The sequence below is a fragment of the Pseudomonas sp. AC193 genome, from assembly GCF_979258075.1.
The window spans coordinates 4,312,757-4,335,747 of sequence record NZ_OZ409832.1; the positions used below are offsets into that span (position 1 = coordinate 4,312,757).

23 protein-coding genes and 1 pseudogene are annotated in these 22,991 nt (G+C 59.3%); 12 read left to right on the top strand and 12 right to left on the bottom strand.

The window, feature by feature from the left end; translation table 11 throughout:
• Positions 1–37: 37 nt before the first annotated feature.
• The 3 genes and pseudogenes from ACZZ0D_RS19515 to ACZZ0D_RS19525 all read right to left on the bottom strand — a co-directional run bounded on the left by ACZZ0D_RS19515 (position 38) and on the right by ACZZ0D_RS19525 (position 5,924).
• On the bottom strand, positions 38–2,599 hold the full coding sequence (locus ACZZ0D_RS19515) for a LuxR C-terminal-related transcriptional regulator (RefSeq protein ID WP_463554051.1): 2,562 nt from the start codon (positions 2,597–2,599) through the stop codon (positions 38–40).
• Positions 2,600–2,738: 139 nt separating this feature from the next.
• Positions 2,739–4,107, bottom strand: a pseudogene (locus ACZZ0D_RS19520) (DUF1329 domain-containing protein).
• Positions 4,108–4,130: 23 nt separating this feature from the next.
• Positions 4,131–5,924: a DUF1302 domain-containing protein gene (locus tag ACZZ0D_RS19525; RefSeq protein ID WP_212544053.1), complete on the bottom strand. Its 1,794-nt coding sequence runs from the start codon at positions 5,922–5,924 to the stop codon at positions 4,131–4,133.
• A 671-nt stretch (positions 5,925–6,595) separates the two neighbouring features.
• Here ACZZ0D_RS19525 and ACZZ0D_RS19530 point away from each other — a divergent pair.
• Positions 6,596–7,219, top strand: coding sequence for a hypothetical protein (locus tag ACZZ0D_RS19530; RefSeq protein ID WP_463554052.1), 624 nt, complete (start codon positions 6,596–6,598; stop codon positions 7,217–7,219).
• 48 nt (positions 7,220–7,267) lie between these two features.
• Here ACZZ0D_RS19530 and ACZZ0D_RS19535 read toward each other — a convergent pair whose 3' ends face one another.
• From ACZZ0D_RS19535 to ACZZ0D_RS19555, 5 genes are all read right to left on the bottom strand, one after another.
• Positions 7,268–8,179, bottom strand: coding sequence for an SDR family oxidoreductase (locus ACZZ0D_RS19535; protein ID WP_463554053.1), 912 nt, complete (start codon positions 8,177–8,179; stop codon positions 7,268–7,270).
• A 202-nt stretch (positions 8,180–8,381) separates the two neighbouring features.
• On the bottom strand, positions 8,382–9,284 hold the full coding sequence (locus ACZZ0D_RS19540) for an alpha/beta fold hydrolase (RefSeq protein ID WP_463554054.1): 903 nt from the start codon (positions 9,282–9,284) through the stop codon (positions 8,382–8,384).
• A complete protein-coding gene (locus tag ACZZ0D_RS19545) occupies positions 9,284–10,066 on the bottom strand; it encodes a class II aldolase/adducin family protein (RefSeq protein WP_053117200.1) in 783 nt (260 codons plus the stop codon). Before ACZZ0D_RS19545 ends, ACZZ0D_RS19540 begins: the two co-directional genes overlap by 1 nt.
• Before the next feature lie 132 nt (positions 10,067–10,198).
• Positions 10,199–10,885 (bottom strand): LrgB family protein, encoded by a 687-nt coding sequence (locus tag ACZZ0D_RS19550; protein ID WP_053117198.1) that lies wholly within the window; start codon positions 10,883–10,885, stop codon positions 10,199–10,201.
• Positions 10,875–11,261 (bottom strand): CidA/LrgA family protein, encoded by a 387-nt coding sequence (locus tag ACZZ0D_RS19555; protein WP_463554055.1) that lies wholly within the window; start codon positions 11,259–11,261, stop codon positions 10,875–10,877. Before ACZZ0D_RS19555 ends, ACZZ0D_RS19550 begins: the two co-directional genes overlap by 11 nt.
• A 97-nt stretch (positions 11,262–11,358) precedes the next feature.
• On the opposite strand from ACZZ0D_RS19555, the gene ACZZ0D_RS19560 reads away from it, so the two are divergent.
• The gene (locus ACZZ0D_RS19560) at positions 11,359–12,246 is read left to right on the top strand and encodes a LysR family transcriptional regulator (protein WP_463554056.1); all 888 of its coding nucleotides are present in this window, start codon (positions 11,359–11,361) and stop codon (positions 12,244–12,246) included.
• Here ACZZ0D_RS19560 and ACZZ0D_RS19565 read toward each other — a convergent pair.
• On the bottom strand, positions 12,236–12,691 hold the full coding sequence (locus tag ACZZ0D_RS19565) for a flavodoxin (protein ID WP_053117192.1): 456 nt from the start codon (positions 12,689–12,691) through the stop codon (positions 12,236–12,238). The genes ACZZ0D_RS19560 and ACZZ0D_RS19565 overlap by 11 nt on opposite strands.
• A 153-nt stretch (positions 12,692–12,844) precedes the next feature.
• On the opposite strand from ACZZ0D_RS19565, the gene ACZZ0D_RS19570 reads away from it, so the two are divergent.
• A complete protein-coding gene (locus ACZZ0D_RS19570; RefSeq protein WP_463554057.1) occupies positions 12,845–13,321 on the top strand; it encodes a PAS domain-containing protein in 477 nt (158 codons plus the stop codon).
• 54 nt (positions 13,322–13,375) lie between these two features.
• Positions 13,376–13,981 (top strand): hypothetical protein, encoded by a 606-nt coding sequence (locus tag ACZZ0D_RS19575; protein WP_053117187.1) that lies wholly within the window; start codon positions 13,376–13,378, stop codon positions 13,979–13,981.
• A gap of 3 nt (positions 13,982–13,984) precedes the next feature.
• Here ACZZ0D_RS19575 and ACZZ0D_RS19580 read toward each other — a convergent pair whose 3' ends face one another.
• Positions 13,985–14,944, bottom strand: coding sequence for a MerR family transcriptional regulator (locus tag ACZZ0D_RS19580; protein ID WP_463554058.1), 960 nt, complete (start codon positions 14,942–14,944; stop codon positions 13,985–13,987).
• Between the two features lie 211 nt (positions 14,945–15,155).
• Between ACZZ0D_RS19580 and ACZZ0D_RS19585 the strand changes: the two genes are divergently transcribed.
• The 6 genes from ACZZ0D_RS19585 (at position 15,156) to ACZZ0D_RS19610 (ending at position 18,298) form a co-directional block, all read left to right on the top strand.
• Complete coding sequence (locus ACZZ0D_RS19585; protein ID WP_463554059.1) at positions 15,156–15,725, top strand: antibiotic biosynthesis monooxygenase; 570 nt, start codon at positions 15,156–15,158, stop codon at positions 15,723–15,725.
• A gap of 182 nt (positions 15,726–15,907) precedes the next feature.
• On the top strand, positions 15,908–16,618 hold the full coding sequence (gene folM, locus ACZZ0D_RS19590) for a dihydromonapterin reductase (protein ID WP_463554060.1): 711 nt from the start codon (positions 15,908–15,910) through the stop codon (positions 16,616–16,618).
• A 21-nt stretch (positions 16,619–16,639) separates the two neighbouring features.
• The gene (gene folE / locus ACZZ0D_RS19595) at positions 16,640–17,200 is read left to right on the top strand and encodes a GTP cyclohydrolase I FolE (RefSeq protein ID WP_463554061.1); all 561 of its coding nucleotides are present in this window, start codon (positions 16,640–16,642) and stop codon (positions 17,198–17,200) included.
• A complete protein-coding gene (folX, locus tag ACZZ0D_RS19600; protein WP_053117178.1) occupies positions 17,201–17,572 on the top strand; it encodes a dihydroneopterin triphosphate 2'-epimerase in 372 nt (123 codons plus the stop codon).
• 98 nt (positions 17,573–17,670) lie between these two features.
• Positions 17,671–17,967, top strand: a complete 297-nt coding sequence (locus ACZZ0D_RS19605; RefSeq protein WP_053117177.1) for a DUF1244 domain-containing protein — start codon at positions 17,671–17,673, stop codon at positions 17,965–17,967.
• Entirely contained in the window at positions 17,960–18,298 is a 339-nt protein-coding gene (locus tag ACZZ0D_RS19610) for a HopJ type III effector protein (protein ID WP_102900671.1), read from the top strand. Before ACZZ0D_RS19605 ends, ACZZ0D_RS19610 begins: the two co-directional genes overlap by 8 nt.
• A gap of 188 nt (positions 18,299–18,486) precedes the next feature.
• Here ACZZ0D_RS19610 and trxB read toward each other — a convergent pair whose 3' ends face one another.
• Positions 18,487–19,449, bottom strand: coding sequence for a thioredoxin-disulfide reductase (trxB, locus tag ACZZ0D_RS19615; protein ID WP_463554062.1), 963 nt, complete (start codon positions 19,447–19,449; stop codon positions 18,487–18,489).
• Between the two features lie 312 nt (positions 19,450–19,761).
• On the opposite strand from trxB, the gene cysZ reads away from it, so the two are divergent.
• Both cysZ and ACZZ0D_RS19625 read left to right on the top strand, forming a co-directional pair.
• Positions 19,762–20,514 carry a sulfate transporter CysZ gene (gene cysZ / locus ACZZ0D_RS19620; protein WP_159812166.1) on the top strand — a complete coding sequence of 251 codons (753 nt, stop codon included), beginning with the start codon at positions 19,762–19,764 and terminating at the stop codon, positions 20,512–20,514.
• A 42-nt stretch (positions 20,515–20,556) separates the two neighbouring features.
• Positions 20,557–21,756, top strand: a complete 1,200-nt coding sequence (locus ACZZ0D_RS19625; protein ID WP_463554063.1) for a glycosyltransferase family 4 protein — start codon at positions 20,557–20,559, stop codon at positions 21,754–21,756.
• Positions 21,757–21,867: 111 nt separating this feature from the next.
• On the opposite strand, the gene ACZZ0D_RS19630 is transcribed toward ACZZ0D_RS19625, so the two are convergent.
• Positions 21,868–22,971, bottom strand: coding sequence for an NADH:flavin oxidoreductase (locus ACZZ0D_RS19630; RefSeq protein ID WP_282355775.1), 1,104 nt, complete (start codon positions 22,969–22,971; stop codon positions 21,868–21,870).
• Between the last annotated feature and the right edge of the window lie 20 nt (positions 22,972–22,991).

Here is a 22,991-nt window from a genome sequence, read left to right on the forward strand (position 1 = left end):
CTCAATGACTTCAACGTGCTGTTAGCACGCTTTATTTCTAACTCAGCACGCCTAACAACTTTGCCTTCGCGACCGCCTGAGTCCGGCGCTCTACGCAGAGCTTTACGTTAATACGTCGAGCGTGAGTCTTTACCGTGTGTAACGAGATAAACATTTCATCGGCAATCTGTTGATTCGAATAACCGAGGGCAATCAGCTTCAAAACTTTAAGTTCGCGCTGACTCAATAAAGGCAAACTGGCGGAGTTTTCAAAATCCGCATGATGAGCCGATGGCAGCGCCACCGTTTGCAGCATCTCGGCCCTGCGCAGACTCAACTCTTGCAACGCCTGACGGCACTGAAAATCCGCCGCCAGCCGCAGCCCCTGTCGCAAGGCTTTATCGGCTTCATCCTTGCGGCCGGCGAGCCACAGCAGCTCGGCGATGACCAGCTGCAATTCCGTGTGCAAGGCGTTCATCGCGCTGGATTGGGCCTGGTTCATCCTGCGCTGCAACTGCGCCAGGTGCTCAGCGTCCATCGGCGAACTGGCAGCGCGAGCAAGGATCAGCAGGTATTCAATTCTCGGGATCAGCAACACGGTTGCTGGCGGAGCCTGCACAGCTTGAGCTCCCTGGTAATGACGCAACACGCGGCTCAGCGCTTCACAAGCGAGATCCTGACGTTGCTGTTGCAACCAGAAATGGCTGCTGACCTGCAGCAGCACACCGCGATAGACCGTGTCGGGAATCTGCCGCTGCTGCATCAAGCGTTCAGCCGCCCGGAGCCGATTGAAGGCCAGCTCAAAATCACGCTGATTGGCCGCCAATTGCGCCTGGCCCAAATAGCCGTACAGCACTCGTTTGTCGTGGCTGCGCAGGCAATCATTCAGGCCACTTTGAAACAGTGCCGCCGCGCGTTCGTCCAGCCCCTGATTAAGTGCGAGGCGGCCGCGCAGCAGCGCGATCCTGCCGTGCAAAGGCGTCAGCCGCACAGTGTGTTCGCGAAGCAATTCATCCATGTTGCTCAATAACGCCTCGGCCCGCGCACTCGCACCGCGCTGTTCGAGCAGGTGCGCATGATCTAGTTCGAGCAGGCCTTCGAAGACCAATGAATCATGCGCCCGCGCCAGGCACAGCGCTTGCCGGTTGAACGCATGCGCCACGTCGAGTTCACCGCGCAGAAATGCCTGCTGAGTCAGCCCCGACAGGCACAGCAGCCGGGTCGGCCACGTCTCGGGGGCCAGCTCGGCCAGCGCCTGCTGAAAGTGTTCCTGCGCAGGCTGCATCTGCCCTTGCAAATGCAGGAGCCAACCCTGTTGCGCCTGCCAACGGGCGATTAATTGCCGCTCAGCTTGCGCCGACGGTTGTGGCAGGAATCGCGTCATATGCGCGATGCATTGTTCTGCTTGCTCGAACCGCCCGGCGAACAACAGCGCCCCGGTAAACAGCCCGACCAGTTGCGGCGAACTGAGGATCAACTCTTCGCCTTGTTGCTCGTGCAATTGCAGCAACAACACCACGGTCTGCTCTTCAAAAAGATGCTCGAAACTGAAGTGCTGCAACAGGCTGACAGCCACTTCGAATTCTTCGGCGAGCAGCGCTTGTTCGAAGGCCGAACGCCAATCCTTGCCGACGGTAAAAAACTGACAGGCACGCCGATGCCAGGAACGGCTCGCCGGCCATTGCTCTTCGCGCATGACTTGCGCGAGCGGCGGGAACACTTGCAGCCATTCCGCCGACTCGTGCCACGGCTCGATAAAGCAGCCCAGGGTTTGCAGCGTGCGCAAGAGTTGCGCGCCCTCACCGGCACCGAACAAGTGCTCGCACAGTTCGGCATTGAATCGCGGCAGATGCGCCAACACCCGCCAGGCCTCGGCCAGCTCCGGCGTAAGGCTGCTGAACAGTTCGTGCTGCAGATAATCGAGCAGCGTATCGACCCGTTGTTGCGGCTGAAGGCTTTGCGTCCAGTCGCACTTTTGCAGCAGCGCCATGCGCACCCCGGCGCACCAGCCGCCGGTGCGCTGGAAAATTCGCCCGGCAACACTGCCGGCCTGCTGTGGCGTCAAATGCGTCAGCGCGCTAGCGATTTCGTCTTGGGTCAGGGCGAGGGTCACGCTTTCAGATTCATATAACTCATCGTCGAGCAGCAAACGTGGCCAGTTGCATTGCGGACGTCGGCGCGTGCCGATCCACCACGTGAGTGCCGGGCTGCTGACCGCCAGCAAGCGATCAAGCAACGTGTCCAACTCCGGATCGGGCAGGCGGCAGTAGTCATCGATAAACAACCAGGTCGGCTCAGCCCAACGTGCCAGCGTCGCGATCAACCGCGCCTCATCCACCCGCTCGGCGAGTCCCAACGTCTGCGCCAGACGCTGGCAGAAGTCGGCGGGACTGAGCGTTGCGCCAGCCAACGGCAACCACCGCACCTCGCACGCGGGCGGCGCCTGAAACAGACATTCAGCAAGCAATGCACTTTTGCCGCTGCCGGCCGGCGCGCACACCAGCCGCACCCGCGCCACGGATTCGAGCAACGGCGCGCTCAAACGCGTACGCGACTGATGATGGGAAGAAAGCCTGGGCAGAAATCCGCGGCGATCCAGGCAGGGCGTCATGGCGGTCATCGAGTGAGCCTTCTTATCGTTGTGCACTCACCCTAGCCCGCTCCGGGCACCTTGTTGACGAGTATTCAGCGCGCTGATTGGCTCCCATAAAAAAGGCGACCAAGTGGTCGCCTTTTGCCTTGCCGATGTATCCAGACCGTTACCGAACGCCCTCGGCGCGCAAGGCCGATGGCGTGTAATCCGCCGCCTTAGCTTCGAAGCCGAATTCGTAACTGTGTTTCTCTTCGTTCTTCATGCCCAGGGCAATGTAGCGACCGGCGATGATGTCGTAGAGCGCTTCGAGGGTGTAAGCCTGTGCCTGATGCTCGTAGTGATATTCAGAGTGACCTTCGGCCACGCGCCACAGTTGACCGCGACCGTCATAGTGATCGACCAGTGCGACTTGCCAGCTGTCCTCATCGATGTACATGTGGCGCTTGGCGTAGATGTGCCGCTCGTTCGGTTTCACCGTACCGATCACCTCCCAGACACGGTGCAGTTCGTAACGGGTCAGATCCTGATTGATGTGCCCGGCCTTGACGATGTCATCGTATTTCAGGCTCGGCGAATCGAGTTTGTAGCTGTTGTACGGGATGTACATTTCCTTTTTGCCGACCAGTTTCCAGTCGTAGCGATCCGGTGCGCCGGAGAACATGTCGAAGTTGTCCGAAGTACGCAGGCCATCCGCCGCCGTGCCCGGGCCGTCATACGCCACTTGCGGCGCCCGACGCACCCGACGCTGACCGGCGTTGTAGATCCACGCCAGACGCGGCTCCTTCACCTGATCGAGGGTTTCGTGCACCAGCAGCACGTTGCCGGCCAGACGCGCCGGAGCAGTTACCGACTGTTTGAAAAAGGTCAGCACATTGGCGGCTTTTTCCGGGTCGATATCCTTGATCAGTTGCGGCACGGCGATCTCTTCTTCGAAGCGGATCGGTGTGTAGCTGCCGTTGGTCTGCGGGGTCACCTGCGTGATGATGCGTCTGACGTTGCCGCCGTGGTAACGGGTGATGTGGTTCCACAACACTTCGACGCCGTTCTTCGGAATCGGGAAGGCGTAGTAGCGGTTGCCGGTGAAATTGGCCAGGCCATTGCCATCGTTGATGGTGGTGACGTTGAGCGCGCTGCGCTTGGCCGATTCGTAGATTTCCGGCGGCACGGCGACGGTGCGGTGAGTGGTGTAGACCGGAATTTTGTAGGTTTCAGGGTAGCGCTTGAACATCGCCACCTGGCCTTCGGACAGCTTGTCTTTGTACTTGTCGACGTTGGCCGGGGTGATGGTGAACAACGGTTTCTCGTTGGCGAAGGGGTCGGCAAGGAAACCTTTGCTGTCCACCGCGGCGGCGTTTTTCGGAATGCCGCCGTGCTCACGCCGGGATAGAGCCATCGGCGTTGCCGGCCTTTTCAGCACCGAGCGGGGTCAGGCTGGTGCCGAGTTTGTTCGCTTCATCCGGCGACACCGCCGCCATCACGTTGGCCGCCAGCACACTCAGGGCCAGCACACCACATTGCAGAATCATTTTGCGCATTGCAGTCATCCTTCTCGGGCAGATCAGAAGTTCACGCCGAAGCTCAGGGCCACGAAGTCACGGTCTTCGAGGACGTTGTAGTCACCGCCAAAAAAGTCGGTGTAACTGAGGCTCGCGGTGTAGGTGTTGCGGTAGTCGGCATCGACGCCGACGCTGATCGCTTTCGCGCCTTCGTTGAACAGGCCGTTGGGCCCGTAACCGGCAACGTCATGCGACCATGACAGATTGGGTTTGAAGTTGATCCCGCCGACCACGTTGGCGTAATCGAGGATCGCCCGAGCGCGGTAGCCCCACGACGTCGATGTGACAAAGCCATCGGTGTCGCCGCCGAAACCGTACTGGCCGTAGACCGAGTCGCGGCCATAACGCAGCTGACTGCGCGACTCCAGCCCACCGACGTGCACCACCGCCGCTTCGCCGACTACGGTCAGACGTTCAGCGCCCAACACCTGATCGAAGAAGTGCGTGAGGGTGCTCTGCACTTGCGTCACTTCTTTACGGCGATAACCTTTGTTGTCCGCGCCCGGCGACGTCGCCAGTGGCGAGGCCGCACCGCCGGCAATCGGGTTGAGCAGCGCCAGCGTCAAGTCGTTGGTGTTGACCTGCACCGGCGCGTTGGGCCGGTAGCTGATCTCGCCAGTCCACGCGGTGCCGGTCGGCAAAGTGGTGGAGAAACTCGCGCCGTACAGGCGAATGTCTTCCGGGTATTCCAGGTAGTACTGACCGCGTCCGAGCATCACGCTCTGCGCCAGACCCGCACCGCTGCCAGGCGCCAGACCGTTGGCTATGCCGACCATGCCCGGCAACGCCGCCAGCGTCGAAAGCCCCGCCGTGGTGGTGCCCACCGTTGGCGTGCGGCTGTGATAGTTCATGAAATAGAGGCCGTACTCGGTATCGTCGCCGAGCCAGCGCAGCGCCGTGCCCCACTGCCCGGAATCCCGCGCATCGCGGTCGCCGCCACGGGGAATCACCACCCCTTCGCGAGTGACCTGAATGCCCTGACCGAATGCCTGGGTCAACGGCACAAACGGTGCAATGGCTGGACTGCCGACGGTGTAGCCGTTGTTGCAACCATCCGCCGCCACGTCGACACCGAAGAACGTGCCGCAGTTGTCGAGAACGGTCTGATCCCACTCCAGTTGGTAAAAGCCTTCAACCGTCAGTTGATCGGTCAGACCTTGCGAACCGAACAACATGTTCACCGGAATCAGACCTTCCTTGATCTCGGCACCGGGACGTCGAAACGCGGAAACGTCGACCGGGTTGATGCTGTTGATCGAGTTGCCGATGAAGGTACTTTCGCCCCAGCTCACCACCTGCTTACCGGCGCGCACAGTGCCCGGCAAATCAGCGATGGAATAGTTGTGATAGACGAACGCATCGAGGATCTGCGCGCCGGAAGACTTGGCGCCTTCCTTACGGCCGCTGTCGCTGATCTGTTTGAACTCGCGGTCTTCGTCCTTGAGCTCGAAGTCGTACCAATACTTGCCGCGCACAAACACACCGGTGTCGCCGTACTTCAGTTCGAGGTCGTGAATGCCTTTGAAGATTTTCGAAAAGGTCTCGCCTTTCTTGAAGTTCAGGCGCCCGTCATCACCCGTGGAAGATTGCCCGGTACCGCCGTTGACCGTGCCGACCAGCGACTTGTCGGCATCGCGCATGCCCCAGCTCGCCCCGATCGACAAGGACGAGTCGAACGTCCCTTCGATTTCGCCGATGTTGAACGAAACCGCCTGCGCCTGGGCACAGCAACCCAGAGCCACCGCAGCGGCCAGCGCTTGCGGTGTGAAGATGGCTCGCATTGTTGTTTTTGTCATGCGTCTTCCCCGGTGAGTGACAGAAGGCCCCACCCTACTGCCGCCGGCACGGGACGATAAGCGCACCAAGGAGGTATTCGCGCTGTCGCTCGAAAGGATGAATCCCCGCACAGGACGGGGCTTTGCGCGATTCATCCGTGAGCTGGATGGAGGATCATCAGCGCAACGCATGGCGCATGCCGGGACGCAGCGACTGTTGCATGCCCCGCAACAGTGCATGTCTGGAATCGCTATTTTTCCTACAGGCCGAAGTGCTTATTCTGAGCGGGCTTTCACGGGATACGCCGTAAAGCGCGAAGCACAGGCCAGGAGCAACGCTGGCCATTGCTGACAGATTTCAGATGAATCGAAGTGGTCGGTTTATCGCCCCGGTGTTCACTGACGTTGATTTGTAGCTCCTTGATCCAACGTCTTACCTTGGCCGCTGCGTTTGCAGCGGCCTTTTTTATGGGCGCCGTTTTACCCACCTCTCCTGCATTCATCAGGAAGTTTTCCCATCAGTTGTAGGAAATCTCTTTTTGACCCGCTGATGCCAAGCTTTAATTCAGGGCTAAAGATTATTCATACAAATACGCGCGTCATTACTGACGAACGATGCAGATATGTCCGTTCAAAAGCTGATGTAGGTTAATCGCTCCGAAAATCCGAAAAACTTGCAGCGAGTAAAACGAATGTTGGAACAAGATTCTGTTAAAGCCGCAGAGACAAAAATCGAAAGAAAAGGATCTGCTGCCGACCTCATCATGCTTGCGCGTCTTGATGCCATCCTGGAGTGCAAGCTTGCGATGACCGACACCGATCGCCGGTACTATGCGCATGCGATTCGAATGATGGAGCGATTCAGAGCGATGGGGCTTGCTGACGACTACATTCCCAAAAGTAATCCGTCGCTTTGGAATAACGTCCATTCGGCCACACTTGAAGATTTAAAACTGGGTGATGATGAGGCATTGCGCTACACCGCCGAGGCGATTGACGCTGCGAAAAAGCAGGAGCTGGAAGCATTTGAATGCATCAGCAGAATCAAGAGTTCGCCTGCAAAACTCGAGCAGGCTGTCAGGCAAGAAAATCTCAGGGATTTGTTATCAGTGTTGGCAATAGGTTTGGCATTTCCCGCCCTCGATACACTGTTCGGGCGTTATCGATTTGAAGTCATAGCACGCGGTGAACTGTGTAAAACATACGAGGAATTATTTCATGAGGGCGTATTGGCTGAGGGCACAGAGGCTGTCGCCGTTCCGGGCCCAAATTGGAGACTCCCGGAATTCATAATTGATAAACGGTACGAGGAATAAAAGAAAGAGCCTCGCCATGTCGAGAACGCAGCGAGGCTAAAACGTCCCTTACAGCGAATACTTCTGCAAATTCGCCATCATTTCCTTCAGCGCCTCAATATTGTCCTTCGGATGCGCCGCGCCTTCGAAATCACAAATCTGCTGCCAGTGCGCCGCGACATCTTCCGGCGAGAAACCTACTCGCGGATCAAACCCGGCACCCAGGCTACGCTCCCAACGCACTTTGCCCATCCAGCCGCCGCCGACTTCGAACAGTCCAGAAGTCTCTTGGCATTGCTCGCTGGCCAGGTACACCACCAGCGGGCTGACCAGTTCCGGTTTGAGTTGTTCGAACACTTGCGGCGGGATCAGGCCTTCGGTCATGCGCGTGCCGCCAGTTGGCGCGATGGCGTTGACGAGGATGTTGTTTTTGCGGCCTTCGATGGCCAGGGTGCGGGTCAGGCCGTAGAGGCCGAGTTTGGCCATGCCGTAGTTGGACTGGCCGAAGTTGCCGTAGATGCCGGAGGTTGAGGCGGTGAAGATCACGCGACCGTAGTTTTGCTCGCGCAGGTGCGGCCATGCGGCGCGGGTGACTTTGTAGGCGCCTTCGACGTGGACGCGGTAAACCAGATCCCAGTCGGCGTCGTCCATTTTGTGGAAGGTCTTGTCGCGCAGGATGCCGGCGTTGTTGACCACCACGTCGACGCGGCCGAAGACGTCGAGGGCGTTTTGCACGAGTTTGTCGCCGTCGGTGACCGAGTCATGGTTGGCTTCGGCGGTGCCGCCGGCTTCACGGATTTCAGCGACGACGCGGTCGGCAGCGGAGGCATTGGCGCCTTCACCCTGAGCCGAGCCGCCGAGGTCGTTGACCAGCACTTTCGCGCCCTGTTTGGCGAACAGCAGTGCGTGGGCGCGGCCAAGGCCACCACCGGCTCCGGTGACGATCACGACTTTATCTTCGAAATGCACAGACTCATTCATCGAGGCAACTCCAGCAGGCCAATGGGACATTGAGTCCGAGTGTCAGGCACCGGGCGTGGTGTCACAACGAACAGGGCTGGGGCTGAATGGTGTGCGATAAGGTTGGGGGATAGTCAGGTTTGAAAAGCACAAGATCGCAGCCTTCGGCAGCTCCTACAGGGGATCGGTGTAGGAGCTGCCGAAGGCTGCGATCTTTTGATCTTCAGGAACAGGCCACTTTGCGCGGCGGCAGCACTTGGCGTTCGCGAAATTCCAGATAGTGCTTAAGCACCTGCACCGGCGCTTCGGTTTGCGGGTAGTGACCAATGCCCGGCAGGAGCACAGCGTCGGCATCAGCAATCAACTCGCAATAACGCTGCACCATGTGTGCACCAGAGATCGGGTCGACTTCGCCATCGATCACCCGCAGAGGAATTTCACCGCGCTGCATCGCCGCGACCCAACGATCACGCTGCACTCGACGCTCCGGAATATAGCTGATCAGTTTGTGCATGATCCGTGGCCCACGATTGGTCTCGACCAGGCTCCAGAAATCATCCAGTTCGCTCTCTGACGGGCGGGTGTTCGGCCCAAAGATCTGCCGAAAACTTTTCACCAGCGCATCGCGGGTAAACGCGCGGCCGATCATCCAGCCCAAGGGGCTGAGCAGCAGTTTCTGCATCAACACCGGCCGATGGGTTTCCGGAAACAGGCCACCATTGAGAAACACGCAACTGGCGATTTCGAGGCGATCTTCGTAATGCCGGGCCAGCAGTTCTTGCGCAACGCTGTCACCGTAATCATGCGCCAGCACATGCACCGGTTGCTCGACCTGCAGATGCGCGAGCAATGCCTGCTGCAAATCCGCCTGTTCCAGCAAGCTGTAGGTGTGGTTGATCGGCTTGGCCGAATCGCCGAAACCGAGCATGTCGCAGGCAATCACCCGATAACGCTGGGCCAGTGGCTGCCACAGGTAATGCCAGTCCCAACTGGCGGTCGGGAAACCGTGGATCAGCAGCAGCGGCTCGCCCTGCCCCGCCGTCCAGTAACGGATCGGCTGACCACGAAAGACAAACGTCCGGCTGCGTTTACGCCAGACACACAGAGGAATCTCGGCAAGAGGCATTAGAGTTTATATCCGGGGTCTTGTTTATCGAGTTTGCGCAGCAGCGCTGGCCAGGCCAGCGCGCCACCCATGCCTTGAGCACTTTTGGTGACGCCGGCGATCATCGCTTTGGCGCCTGCCAGAATTTGCGGTTCGATGGCGATGAGTTCAGCGCCACCGGTTTGCGCCATCACCTGAATGTCGCAGGCGCGCTGGAAGGTGAACATCATCAAAAAGGTGTCGGCGATGGTGCTGCCACAGGTCAGCAGACCGTGGTTGTGCAACATCAGGAAATTATTTTCGCCGAGGTCGGCCTGTAAACGCGCCTTCTCTTCGTGGTTCAGCGCCACGCCTTCATAGCCGTGATAGGCGAGGCTCGACAGCACGAACAACGATTGTTGGCTGATCGGCAACACGCCCTGCTTTTGCGCCGACACCGCGACACCCGAGGCGGTGTGCGTGTGCAGGACGCAAACCACATCGTGCCGTACTTCGTGCACGGCGCTGTGGATGGTATAGCCGGCAGGATTGATTTCGTACGGGCTGTCCATGAGTTTGTTGCCGGCCTGATCGACCTTCACCAGGCTCGACGCGGTGATCTCATGAAACATCAGACCAAACGGATTGATCAGAAAGTCTTCGGTGCCCGGCACCTTGGCGGAAATATGCGTGAAGATCAGATCGTCCCAGCCATGGGCGGCGACCAGACGATAACAAGCGGCGAGATCGACACGGGTCTGCCATTCCGCAGCACTGACCTGGTCTTTGACGTTAAGGGACGATTGGACGGGGGCTACGCTCACTGTATGCACCTCTGCGTTCTTATTGTTCTGCAACGTGTGAGCAGTCTAGTCAGGTGCAGGCAATCACGTAGTTGCATTGGCAGCCAGCTTGATGACTGACCGGGTCAGTCGTGCAAACAGCTTGGATCCATGTCAAAGCAACGACGCCAACAAAGGTGCAGCAAACAGATTGAGCAACCCGGTGAGCACCATCACCAGCCCGGCGACAGAGCCTTCTTCACCGCCCACTTCATGCGCGCGACTGACCCCGGCACCGTGCGCGCCAACGCCGAACAATGCGCCACGTGCCAAGGCACTGCGCAGCGGCAACCACTTCAACAGCACGCCGCCGAGCATCGCGCCGAACACGCCGGTGAACATCACAAACACCGCGGTCAGCTCCGGCACACCGCCGAGGTTTTGCGCGAGCGGCATGGCGAACGGCGTGGTGATCGAACGCGGTACCAGCGACATCGTCACCGAACTGTCGAGCGCCAATGCCTTGGCCAAGCCGAACGAGGTGCCGATCGATGCCGCACTGCCGGCCACCATGCCGAGCATCAGCGCCGACCAGTGCCGCATCAGCAAACGCCGTTGCTGCCAGATCGGCACAGCGAACGCGACGGTCACCGGGCCGAGCACCAACATCAGCCAATGGGTGTTGCTGGAATATTCGGCATAGGCGGTGTGCAGCGGCACGGCGAGCGCCAGCAACAGCGCCGGCACCAAAATCAGCGGCGACAACACATAGCGCCCGGTGCGCCGATAAATCCAGCGGCTGAACAAGTACGCCAGCAAGGTGAAGGCGAGCCAGAACATCGGCATCCATTCAAGCTTCATGGGAACGCCTCGCGCGCACGGCCAACTCCACGGTGAATGCAGTCACCAGCATCACCATCAAGGTACTGGCGGCGATCACCAGCAAAATCCGCCAGCCGTCATTGCGCAGCAACGTGCCGTAATCGAGCAGGCTCATCAGCGCCGGGATAAAGAACAAAAGCATCTCGGCCATCAACAAGCCCGCACCCAATTGCAGCGCCGCCGGTTTGACCCAGCCGAACGCGAAGGCCAGCAGCAACAGTGCCATGCCGATCACGCCGCCAGGAATCGGCCAGGCCAGCCACGCAGCGAGTTGGCAGCCGAGCAGGTAGATACCGAGCAACACGGCGAGTTCGACGAAGAGACGTGAAAGGTGTTTGAAGCGGGCGGCGTTCATGAGATTGGCTCCTTACAGAAGCCTATTTTACGAAGTGACCTGCCATCCCCGAAGCGAATTGTTAGACTCAAAGCCATTCCAAAACGGAATCAGGCATATGGAATTCAAACAGCTGCGCAGCTTTGTCGAAGTCATGCATCAGGGCGGGTTTACCCAAGCGGCGAAAACCCTGCACATCAGCCAATCAGCGGTGAGCAAACAAGTCGCGCAACTGGAACAGAGCCTCGGCACGCCGCTGCTGGAACGCCTCGGTTCACAGTTGCGCCTCACCGCCGCCGGCAGCGTGGTGTTGCAGCGCGCCGAAGCGATGCTGCGTTTACGCAACGAATTGCTGGTCGAACTGGACGATCTCAGTCATCTGGCCCGTGGCGAGTTGCGCCTCGGTCTGCCGCTGTTGGGCAGCGATGCTTTGTTCGCCGGGCTCTTTGCTGAATATCGCCGGCGCTATCCAAACATTAGCGTGCAGTTGCTCGAGGGCGGCAGCCGCAACATCGAGCAAGCCGTGCTCAACGGTGAATTGGAATTGGGTGGCAGTTTGTTGCCGAAGGATCCGCAGTTCGACTGTCAGCCGTTTTGCGATGAGAAACTCGATGCGCTGCTGCCGATCGATCACCCGTTGGCGGATCGCGGCGAGATCGGATTGGAGGAGCTCGCCGATACGCCGTTCCTGCTTTATCAGCGCAGCTTCGTGCTCAACGATCGTTTGCTGCAGGCGTGCCAGCAAATGGGCTTTACGCCGAAGGAAGGCGGGCGCAGCGGTCAGGCGGATTTTCTTGCGGCGCTGGTGGCCGCCGGGCAAGGCGTGGTGTTGTTGCCCAGCGTGGTGGCGCGCGGGCTGGTGCGTTCAGGCGTGGTGCGCCTGACCTTGCGTGCGCCGGACTATCTGCGCTGGGACATCGCGTTTATCTGGCGTCAGGGCGCCTATTTGTCGAATGCCGCGCAGGCGTGGCTGGCACTCCTGCGCGAGCGGCCGATCAGCCCTTGAGCGCGTCGATCAACTGCGCCAGCCAAGGCTCGGCGTCGGTTTCCGGGGTCACGCTTTCGCTGGCGTCGATGCGCAGCATCTCCAGCACTTCACGCACACCCAGTTCGCCGAACAGTTCACGCATTTGCTCGCCGCCACCGCAGAAGGTGTCGCCATAACTGGCGTCGCCCAAGGCGATGACCGCGCCGGGCAAACCGCGCCACGCTGCTGGCAGTTGATCGCGAATGGTCGAATACAACGGTTGCAGGTTGTCCGGCAGCTCGCCCATGCCGGTGGTCGAGGTCACCGCGAGGAATGCTTCCGGGCCGAACGCTTGAATGTCCGCCAGGCTGGCCCGCGAGTTGTAGAAGGTTTCAAAGCCAGCGGCTTTCAACAGGTTCTGGGCGTGGCGGGCGACTTCTTCGGCGGTGCCGTAAACTGAACCGGAGAGGATGGCGACTTTCATCAATCTGATCCTGAAACTGAAAAAATGAGCGGCGATAGTAGCAGCCCGAGCCGCAAAGCTGCGATTGGATCTCAACTGGCGATAATGGCCAGTAGACAGCGCTGACGGTTTATCTAGAATGCGAACCCTCGGCCATTCTGAACGGACTCACAGATGATCAACGCCAGCCTGCTGCAAATGGTGATCAACGCCTCCAACGATGGAATCGTGGTAGCGGAAAAGGAAGGCGATCAGGACACCATCCTGATTTACGTCAACCCCGCGTTCGAACAGCTGACTGGCTACAGCAGCGAAGAGATTCTCTATCAGGACTGCCGCTTTCTACAGGCCGGAGACCGCGACCAGGCCAGTCTGGAGCGGGTTCGCGAGGTGCTGCGCAACAATGGATCGTGCCGGGAAATCCTGCGTAACTATCGCAAGGACGGCACACCGTTCTGGAACGAACTGTCGCTTTCAACGGTAAAAAGCGCTGATGACGGGCTGACTTATTTCGTCGGTGTACAGAAAGATGTAACGATTCAGGTCAAGGCTCAGCAACGTGTTGCTCAACTCGAAGACGAGGTCGCGACACTGAAAGCACAGCTGGCAGAACTGAAAGCGACGAACGGCGCAAACAAATCAGCGAACTAATTGTCATTAACTACAATCACCAATGACTTTGTAACTATATCTTTCGAGCTAGCCATGCAACGCGACGCCCTCCTCACTCAGGATGAGCTGGATTTTATCCAGACCATGCAGCACAACCCGCAGCTAAATGTGCGGGATGCGACGTCGAGTCTGCTGGTTAATGGCGGTTCGCAGATCCGTGATTTGCTCACGCGCCTGGCCGCTCACGAACAAGTGACCATTCAGGCCAACTTCGAAAACCAACAGATGACTTTCCCGCTGCACCTGGTGGAAGACGAGTTCCACGCGCTGCATTTGCGCCTCGGCGTGCCGAGCATTTACGAAGACGGCCCGATGGTGCGGCCATGGCGCCTGGCACTGGACGAGCCGGTGGCGCTGGAAAATGCCAATGGCCAACCGGGGACGTTGTGGGTTCATGAGGTGTCCCACAAAGGCGTGTTGCTGGAAGTGCGCAACAAGACCAAACCGCCGAAGCATTTCGCCCTGTGGTTCAGCCCTTCAGGCTATGAGCGAATTTCCCTACGCGGCAATTTCGAGCGTGAGACCGACAAAGGTTTCTTCGCCTACGAACTGAGCCAGACCGATGCCGATGAAACCGAGCGCCTGCGCCAGTTCATTCTGCAACAACATCGCCTGACCCACCCTGCCCTGCACACCTGAGTCTCAGGTATCGAGTTTGCCCGCGAGAAATTGCGTCAGCCGCTGACGCATGGTCGCGCCTTCATTGCCCAGGCAACCGATTGACGATCCGGCCAGAGTTTCCTCTGCCAGATCCGCCGCATCCCCCGCCAGCAACACCTGACAATCCAGACTCAATGCCAAACGGTTCAAACGCCGTGGCAGTTCAACGGCCGGTGCATGATTGGAAAACAGCACCAGCGCCTGTGGTTTGATCTTTTCGCAGACCAGCGTCAATTCATCGAATGGCTGACCGGTCGTCAGCACTCGCACACCGGCGTCGCTGCTGCTCAAAAACAGCGCGGCCACCAGCAATTCCAGTTCACGGCACTGACCGGCCAATGCACTGACGAGAATCTTGCGGGGCTGCGTGGTGCGTAACGCGATGATCCGCTGCAGTACGCGGGTTCTGAGGTAGCCGTCGTAGAACAGCCATTCGCTGGTGTGTCCGAAGGCGTCCTGCCCCAGCAGCAATTGCCGCCACAGCGGCAGCAGGATGTCCTGAAAAACCACGGGCAGCGAATAAGAAGAAAAAATCTGGCCGTAGACTCGATCCAGTTCAAGATCGTCGAAGGCGCTGACAGCACGCTTTACCTGATGCTGCCATTGCTGGTAATCGGCTTGAACCTGATCATCGGAAATGATGTGCGCCAGTGCTTTTAGCGGTTCGGTTTTCGCGAGGATTTTGCCGACCTTGCTCACGGAGACGCCACGATCGATCCACTCGACAATGCTGCGAACGCGCTCGATTTCGGTCATTGAATACAGCCGATGCCCACTTTCGGTGCGCGTCGGTTCGATCAAACCGTAACGTCGCTCCCAGGCACGCAGCGTGACCGGGTTGACCCCGGTGAGTCGGGACACTTCACGAATGGGAAAAAGGTCTTCGCGCTCGAGCGCGTCAGACGCCCGTGAAACAGGGCTCAGCTCCGTGATGACAGGCATTTCGCGTTCGACGTCCATGTGAAGTGATTGGATCCTATTCTAGCTGCAATGCCCGCTAAAGGTAAAAGCGATGAACTGCGACGAAAGTCTCTGGTTAAATCGCGAAATTCAGGAATAATCCTTGCTTGGCAATAAACGCGGGCCTCTACCCCGGCGCGCGTCTGGCGAAACTCCTACCCGGAGTGCCGCGAACGAAATACGGAGATACACAATGTCTACTTCCCCCGTCACGCTGATGGTCGCGCGTCGCGTCGCCGATGGTCGCTACCAGGATCTGATTGCCTGGTTGCGCGAAGGCGAACAACTGGCCACCGACTTTCCCGGTTATCTCGGCTCTGGCGTGCTCGCTCCGCCGCCCGGTGATAACGAATTTCAAATCATTTTCCGCTTCGTCGACGAACAGACGTTGCATGCGTGGGAGCATTCGGCTTCGCGTACGGCATGGCTGGATCGGGGCAGCGATCTGTTTGCCCATCCTAAGGAACATCGCGTCAGCGGCATCGAAGGCTGGTTCGGCGCGGCCGGTCAACGTCCGCCACGCTGGAAACAGGCGGTGGCGATCTGGCTGGCGTTCTTTCCGGTGTCGATGCTGTTCAACTTTGTGCTTGGGCCGTTGCTCGGCGAAATGAGCCTGCTGCCGCGGGTGTTCATCAGCACGCTGTGCCTGACGCCATTGATGGTTTATTTCTTTATTCCGTTGTCGACGCGGTTACTGGCGAATTGGTTGAACAGCGCGCCGGTTCGACGTGTGCCAGCCGAGCCAGTAACCCAAAATCGCTGAATAACCTGTGGGAGCGGGCTTGCTCGCGAAAGCGGTGTGTCAGTCAGCAAAAGTATTGCCTGACACGACGCCTTCGCGAGCAAGCCCGCTCCCACTTAAAGCAAAAGCGCAAAGCCCGCACAATAGGTGGGCAAGCCGTGTCGCTGTTATAGTTTTTGCTCCCACCGCGATGCGAGCCGTTCATGTCCACTTCCGCAGCCCCGATCCTCATCACCGGCGCCGGCCAGCGTGTCGGTCTGCACTGCGCGCAGCGTTTGCTTGAAGACGGTCATCGCGTCATCTTCACCTACCGCACCGAACGTCCCGGCGTACAAACACTGCGCGATTTGGGCGCCATCGGCCTGTTCGCCGACTTCTCCAGCGAAGCCGGGATTCTCGCCTTTATCAGCGAACTGAAAAGCCACACCGATAGCCTGCGCGCCATCGTGCACAACGCCTCCGAATGGCTCGCCGAAACCCCGGGCAGCGAGGCCGAAGCCTTCATGCGCATGATCAATCTGCACATGCTCGCGCCCTACCTGATCAACCTGCACTGCGCCGATTTGTTGCACCGCTCGACACCCGCCGACATCATCCATATCAGCGACGATGTCACGCGCAAGGGCAGCAGCAAACACATCGGCTATTGCGCCAGCAAAGCCGGGCTCGACAGCCTGACGCTGTCCTTCGCCGCGCGCTTTGCGCCAGCAATCAAGGTCAACGGCATCGCGCCGGCCCTGCTATTGTTCAATCCCGACGACGACGCGGCGTACCGCACCAAAGCGCTGGCCAAATCGGCGCTGGGCATCGAGCCCGGCAGCGAAGTGATCTACCAGAGCCTGCGCTATCTGCTCGACAACCCTTATGTCACCGGTACGACCCTGACCGTCAACGGCGGGCGGCACGTCAAATAACGCCTAGCTGCGAGGATGTCCATGAGCCTTTCCCTGCCCGAAAACTACCGTGAAATCCTCATCGGTCTCGGCGAAAATCCCGACCGCGAAGGGTTGCTCGACACCCCGGTGCGCGCGGCCAAAGCGATGCAATACCTGTGTCACGGTTACGAACAGAGCGTCGAGCAAATCGTCAACGGCGCGCTGTTTGCTTCGGACAGTGACGAGATGGTCATCGTCGCCGACATCGAGTTGTACTCGTTGTGCGAACATCACCTGCTGCCCTTCATCGGCAAGGCCCATGTGGCTTATATTCCGACGGGCAAGGTGCTGGGATTATCTAAAATCGCGCGGCTGGTCGACATGTTCGCCCGACGCCTGCAGATTCAGGAAAACCTCACCCGGCAAATCGCCGACGCGGTGCAACAGGTCACCGATGCCGCTGGCGTCGCCGTGGTCATCGAAGCCAAACACATGTGCATGATGATGCGCGGCGTGGAAAAACAGAATTCGACGATGAACACCTCGGTCATGCTCGGCGCCTTCCGCGAGTCGAGCAACACCCGTCAGGAGTTCCTGCAATTGATTGGACGGAGCAAGTAAATGCCACAACTTCAACCGGGAATGGCGCGCATCCGGGTCAAGGATCTGCGCTTGCGCACCTTTATCGGGATCAACGAGGACGAGATCCTCAACAAGCAGGATGTGCTGATCAACGTCACCATTCTGTACGCCGCGCAAGAAGCGGTGCGTGACAACGACATCGATCACGCGCTGAACTACCGCACGATCACCAAAGCGATCATCGCTCACGTCGAGGGCAACCGTTTTGCGCTGCTTGAACGCCTGACGCAGGAATTGCTCGATCTGGTGATGAGCAACGGTTCGGTGCTGTACGCCGAAGTCGAAGTCGACAAGCCGCATGCGCTGCGATTTGCCGAATCGGTATCGATCACTCTCGCGGCAAGCCGCTGAGCTTCAAGCTTCGAGCTGCAAGCGTTAAGCTACCGCCACCCACAATTCAAACTTGCAGCTTGAAGCTCGCCGCTTGAAGCTGTCTCGAAGAGACCTCCATGAACGAGCAACAACGCCTCGAACTCGAAGCCGCCGCCTTCCGCCGGCTGGTCGCCCACCTGGACAGCCGCAAGGACGTGCAGAACATCGACCTGATGAACCTCGCCGGGTTCTGCCGCAATTGCCTGTCGAAGTGGTACAAGGCCGAAGCCGACGAGCGCCAGATCGACGTCAGCCTCGATGACGCCCGCGAAGTGGTTTACGGCATGCCGTACGCCGAGTGGAAAGCCCAATATCAGCAAGAAGCCAGCGCCGACCAGCAAGCGGCGTTCGCCAAAGGAAAAACCCATGAGTGACCTGAACACCCTGCGCGCCAGCCTGAAAAGCGGCGAGCACGCTTTCGCCGACACCCTGGCTTTCATTGCTGCCGGTTACGACTACCAGCCGCAAGCCTTCAACAACGGTGGCGTAGAAAACGCCGCCGGGCAGAACGAAGGTTCGTGCAAGACCTTGGGCCTGGCGCTGCTGGAAGGCCTGAGCGATGAAGAAGCGCTGCTGGCGTTTGGCGAGCATTACCGCTCGGTAGTGGCGACGCCTGAGGGCAGTGATCACGGCAACATTCGTGCGTTGATCAAACACGGTCTGGCCGGCGTCAAGTTCACCGCCCAACCCCTGACCCGCCGCTGATCCCTCTATCCACACAAAATCCCTGTGGGAGCGGGCTTGCTCGCGAAAGCGGTGTGTCAGTCACCAAAAATATTGCCTGACACGTCGCCTTCGCGAGCAAGCCCGCTCCCACATTGGTTATGCGGTGGTTCGGAATCTCGGGCATAAAAAAACCGGCCAATCTGGCCGGTTTTTTTATGCCTGCGATCTTAGAACGATGCGTTCTGCAGACCGTCCAGGTAACGCTCGGTGTCCAGTGCCGCCATGCAGCCGGCGCCGGCCGAGGTGATGGCCTGACGGTAAACGTGGTCAGCCACGTCACCGGCAGCGAAGATGCCTTCGACGCTGGTCGCAGTTGCATTGCCTTCACGGCCGCCGTGCACCACCAGGTAACCGTCTTTCAGGGTCAACTGGCCTTCGAACAGCGAGGTGTTCGGGGTATGGCCGATGGCGATGAACACGCCGTCGACGGTGATTTCGTCGAAGCTGCCGTCGTTGTTCTTCAGACGCGCACCGGTCACGCCCATGTTGTCGCCCAGGACTTCGTCGAGAGTGGCGTTCAACTTGAGGATGATCTTGCCTTCAGCGACGCGAGCGTTGAGCTTGTCGATCAGGATCTTCTCGGCGCGGAAGGTTTCGCGACGGTGAATCAGGGTCACGGTGCTGGCGATGTTGGCCAGGTACAGTGCTTCTTCAACCGCGGTGTTGCCGCCGCCGACCACAGCGACTGGCTTGTTGCGGTAGAAGAAACCGTCGCAGGTTGCGCAGGCCGAAACGCCTTTGCCCATGAACGCTTCTTCCGACGGCAGGCCCAGATAACGGGCGCTGGCGCCAGTGGCGATGATCAGGGCGTCGCAGGTGTAAACCGCGCTGTCGCCGGTCAGGGTGTAAGGCTTGGCAGCGAAATCCACAGCGTTGATGTGATCGAAAACGATCTCGGTTTCAAAACGCTCGGCGTGCTCGCGCATGCGCTCCATCAGGGCTGAGCCGGTCAGGCCGTGAACGTCGCCCGGCCAGTTGTCGACTTCGGTGGTGGTGGTCAGTTGACCGCCGGCCTGCATGCCGGTGATCAGCAGTGGCTTGAGGTTGGCACGGGCCGCGTATACCGCAGCGCTGTAACCGGCAGGGCCGGAACCGAGAATAATCACTCGCGAATGACGGACTTCAGACATGACCTGCTCCTGTTGACCGGGCCGAAAAAACTGGCACGGATCGCCGGACTGCCGGCGGAAATAAAAAAGGACCGTGGAAAACCTTGGGGAAGGCTTGAGCTCGACAGTCCTGTAAAAAGTTGGGTGCAGCGTATCGAGGGGGGCAAGATTAAGGAAATACGGATTAACAATCCAGCTCATAGGTGGTCTCTATGCCGACACACTGACGAGATGGACGTCTTTGTTACAGTGAATGTCGATCGCTCTACCGTGCTTTCGCCGCCGTTGCAAAGTCGGTAAGGTCGGCGCGTTTTCCCTTGCTCGGAGCACCTTATGCCCGCCCCTGTTCTGTCCGGCCCGCAATACCTGCGCGAAGGCCTCAAACTGGTTCTCAGCCCTGGCCTGCGCTTGTTCGTGTTGCTGCCGCTGGCGATCAACCTCGTGCTGTTCGTCGGATTGATCTATCTGGCCGGCCACCAGTTCAGCCTCTGGGTCGACACGCTGATGCCGTCGCTGCCGGAATGGCTGAGCTTCCTCAGCTACATCCTCTGGCCGCTGTTCGTGGTGCTGGTGGCGCTGATGGTGTTTTTCACCTTCACCATGCTCGCCAACGTGATCGCCGCACCGTTCAACGGTTTCCTCGCGGAAAAAGTCGAAGTGGTCGTGCGCGGCACCGATGACTTCCCGGCCTTCAGCTGGGGCGAACTGATCGAGATGGTGCCGCGCACCCTTGCCCGGGAAATGCGCAAACTCGGCTATTTCCTGCCCCGCGCAATCGGCCTGTTCATCCTCTCGTTCATCCCGGTGGTGAACATCATCGCCGCGCCGCTGTGGCTGTTGTTCGGCGTGTGGATGATGGCGATCCAGTACATCGACTACCCGGCAGACAACCACAAACTCGGCTGGAACGAGATGCTCGCCTGGCTGCGGCAGAAGCGCTGGCAGAGCATGAGTTTTGGCGGGATCGTCTATCTGGTGCTGCTGATTCCAGTGGTCAACATTCTGATGATGCCGGCTGCTGTCGCTGGTGCGACGCTGTTCTGGGTGCGTGAGCGTGGCGCCGAGAACCTGGTGACTCAACGCTAACGCGGCGTCACAAATCCATCATGCGAACGTCACAACGACGACATGGCCTCAGCCGACACTGAGGTCATGACGACAGCTCTGCATATCACCCTCATCAGCGAAACCTTCCCACCGGAAATCAACGGCGTGGCCAATACCCTTGGCCGCTTGTGCGATGGACTGCGCGCGCGCGGGCATCAAGTGGATCTGGTGCGCCCGCGTCAGGCTGGCGATCCGCAGCGCAGCGATGACGACGCGCTGCTGTTGTGCCGAGGCTGGCCGCTGCCGGGCTATCCGGGCCTGCAATGGGGCCAGTCGTCGATGCACAAATTGCTGCGCCGATGGAAACGCCAGCGCCCGGATGTGCTGTACATCGCCACGGAAGGCCCGCTGGGTTTATCGGCTTTGCGCGCGGCGCGACGCCTGGGGATTTCGGTGGTCAGCGGCTTTCACACAAATTTTCAGCAATACACCAGTCAGTACGGCCTCGGCCTGCTGACGCGGATGCTCACGCATTATTTGCGCTGGTTTCACAATCGTTCGGCAATGACGCTGGTGCCCAGTCCCAGTCAACGTCTGGAACTGGAGCGTCGGCATTTCGAGCGTTTGGCGTTGTTGTCGCGCGGTGTGGACAGCCAGTTGTTTCACCCGAGCAAACGCCTGAACGCCTTGCGTGAGCAATGGGAACTCGGCGAGCGCGACGTTGCCGTGATTCACGTAGGACGCCTCGCGCCGGAGAAAAACCTGGGCCTGCTCAAGCCCAGCTTCGAAGCACTGCGCAGCGCTTATCCACAGCGCAATCTGAAACTGATAGTGGTCGGCGACGGGCCGCAACGGCTGGCGCTGGAGAAGGATTTGCCTGAGGCGATTTTTTGCGGTGCCCAGCGTGGCGAAGCGCTGGCGGCGCACTATGCGTCGGGGGATGTGTTTTTGTTTCCGAGCCTGACCGAAACCTTTGGCAACGTGGTGCTGGAGGCGTTGGCGTCAGGGTTGGGGGTGGTGGCGTACGATCAGGCTGCGGCGGCGCAGCATATTCGCCATGGCTACAGCGGCGTGCTGGCGATGCCCGGGGACGAAGAGGCGTTTTGCGAGGCGGCGGTGTGGTTATTGGAAGAGGATGAGCGCTTGCGTTGCGTGCGCCTGAATGCGCGGCAGCATGCGAGTCGCCAGGGATGGGCGGCGATTATCGAGCAGTTTGAGAGCCATTTGCGTGGGGCATGTTTGGGGGATTTGGTGGTGCCTGAGGCTCAAACACTGCCTTGAATTATCGTTGCCTTTGAAACCGCTTTCGCGAGCAAGCCCGCTCCCACATTTTGAAATGCATTCCAAATGTGGGAGCGGGCTTGCTCGCGAAGGGGTCGTAACAGGCGCCGCTTAAACCAGCGACATCAACGCCTCACGGCTGAACGGCAAAATATCCTGCTCACGCCCTTCGCGGACTTTCAGCGCCCAGTCCGGGTCAACCAGCAGCGCACGTCCCACCGCCACCAGATCGAATTCCTCTTTGTTCAGACGCTCCAGCAAGTTCTCCAGACTGGCCGGTTGCGCGACCTTGTCGGTGTTGACCATGAACTGCAGGAACTCGCCATCCAGACCAACGCTGCCAACGGTGATAGTCGGTTTGCCGGTCAGCTTGCGCGTCCAGCCAGCGAGGTTCAGGTCAGAGCCGTCGAACTCAGGTTCCCAGAAACGGCGCGTCGAGCAGTGGAAAATATCCACGCCAGCGTCGGACAACGGCTTGAGGAATTCGCCCAGCGCTTCCGGGGTCTGCACCAGACGCGCGGTGTAATCCTGCTGCTTCCACTGCGAGAAGCGGAAGATGATTGGGAAACCTTCGCCGACCGCAGCACGCACGGCTTGAATCAACTCGATGGCAAAACGCGAACGGTTGGCCAGGCTGCCGCCGTATTCGTCGGTGCGCTGGTTGCTGCCTTCCCAGAAGAACTGGTCGACCAGGTAACCGTGGGCGCCGTGGATTTCCACACCGTCCATGCCGATGCTTTGTGCATCTTTGGCCGCTTGGGCGAACGCAGCGATCACGTCCTGAATGTCTTGTTTGGTCATGCCGTGCACCACGACTTGGCCGTCCTTGAGTTTTTCCGACGGGCCGTAACCAGGCACGCTGGCGTCCGGCTCGGTGCCGATGCGACGCACGCTGCCCACGTGCCACAGTTGCGGAACGATCTTGCCGCCTTCAGCGTGAACGGCGTCGACGACTTTTTTCCAGCCGGCCAACGGCGCTTCACCGAAGAACTGCGGCACGTTCGGGTAACCGTTCGAGGCAACGTGGCCAACGGTTGTGCCTTCGGTGATGATCAAGCCAACACCGGCGGCCGCACGACGGCGGTAGTACTCGATGACTTTCGAATTGGGCACGCCACCCGGGGAGAATGAACGGGTCATCGGCGCCATGACCACGCGGGTCGGCAGTTCGAGGGCACCGAGGTGGAACGGTTTGAACAAGGCTTGAACGGGCATCGAGAGGCTCCACAGAGATG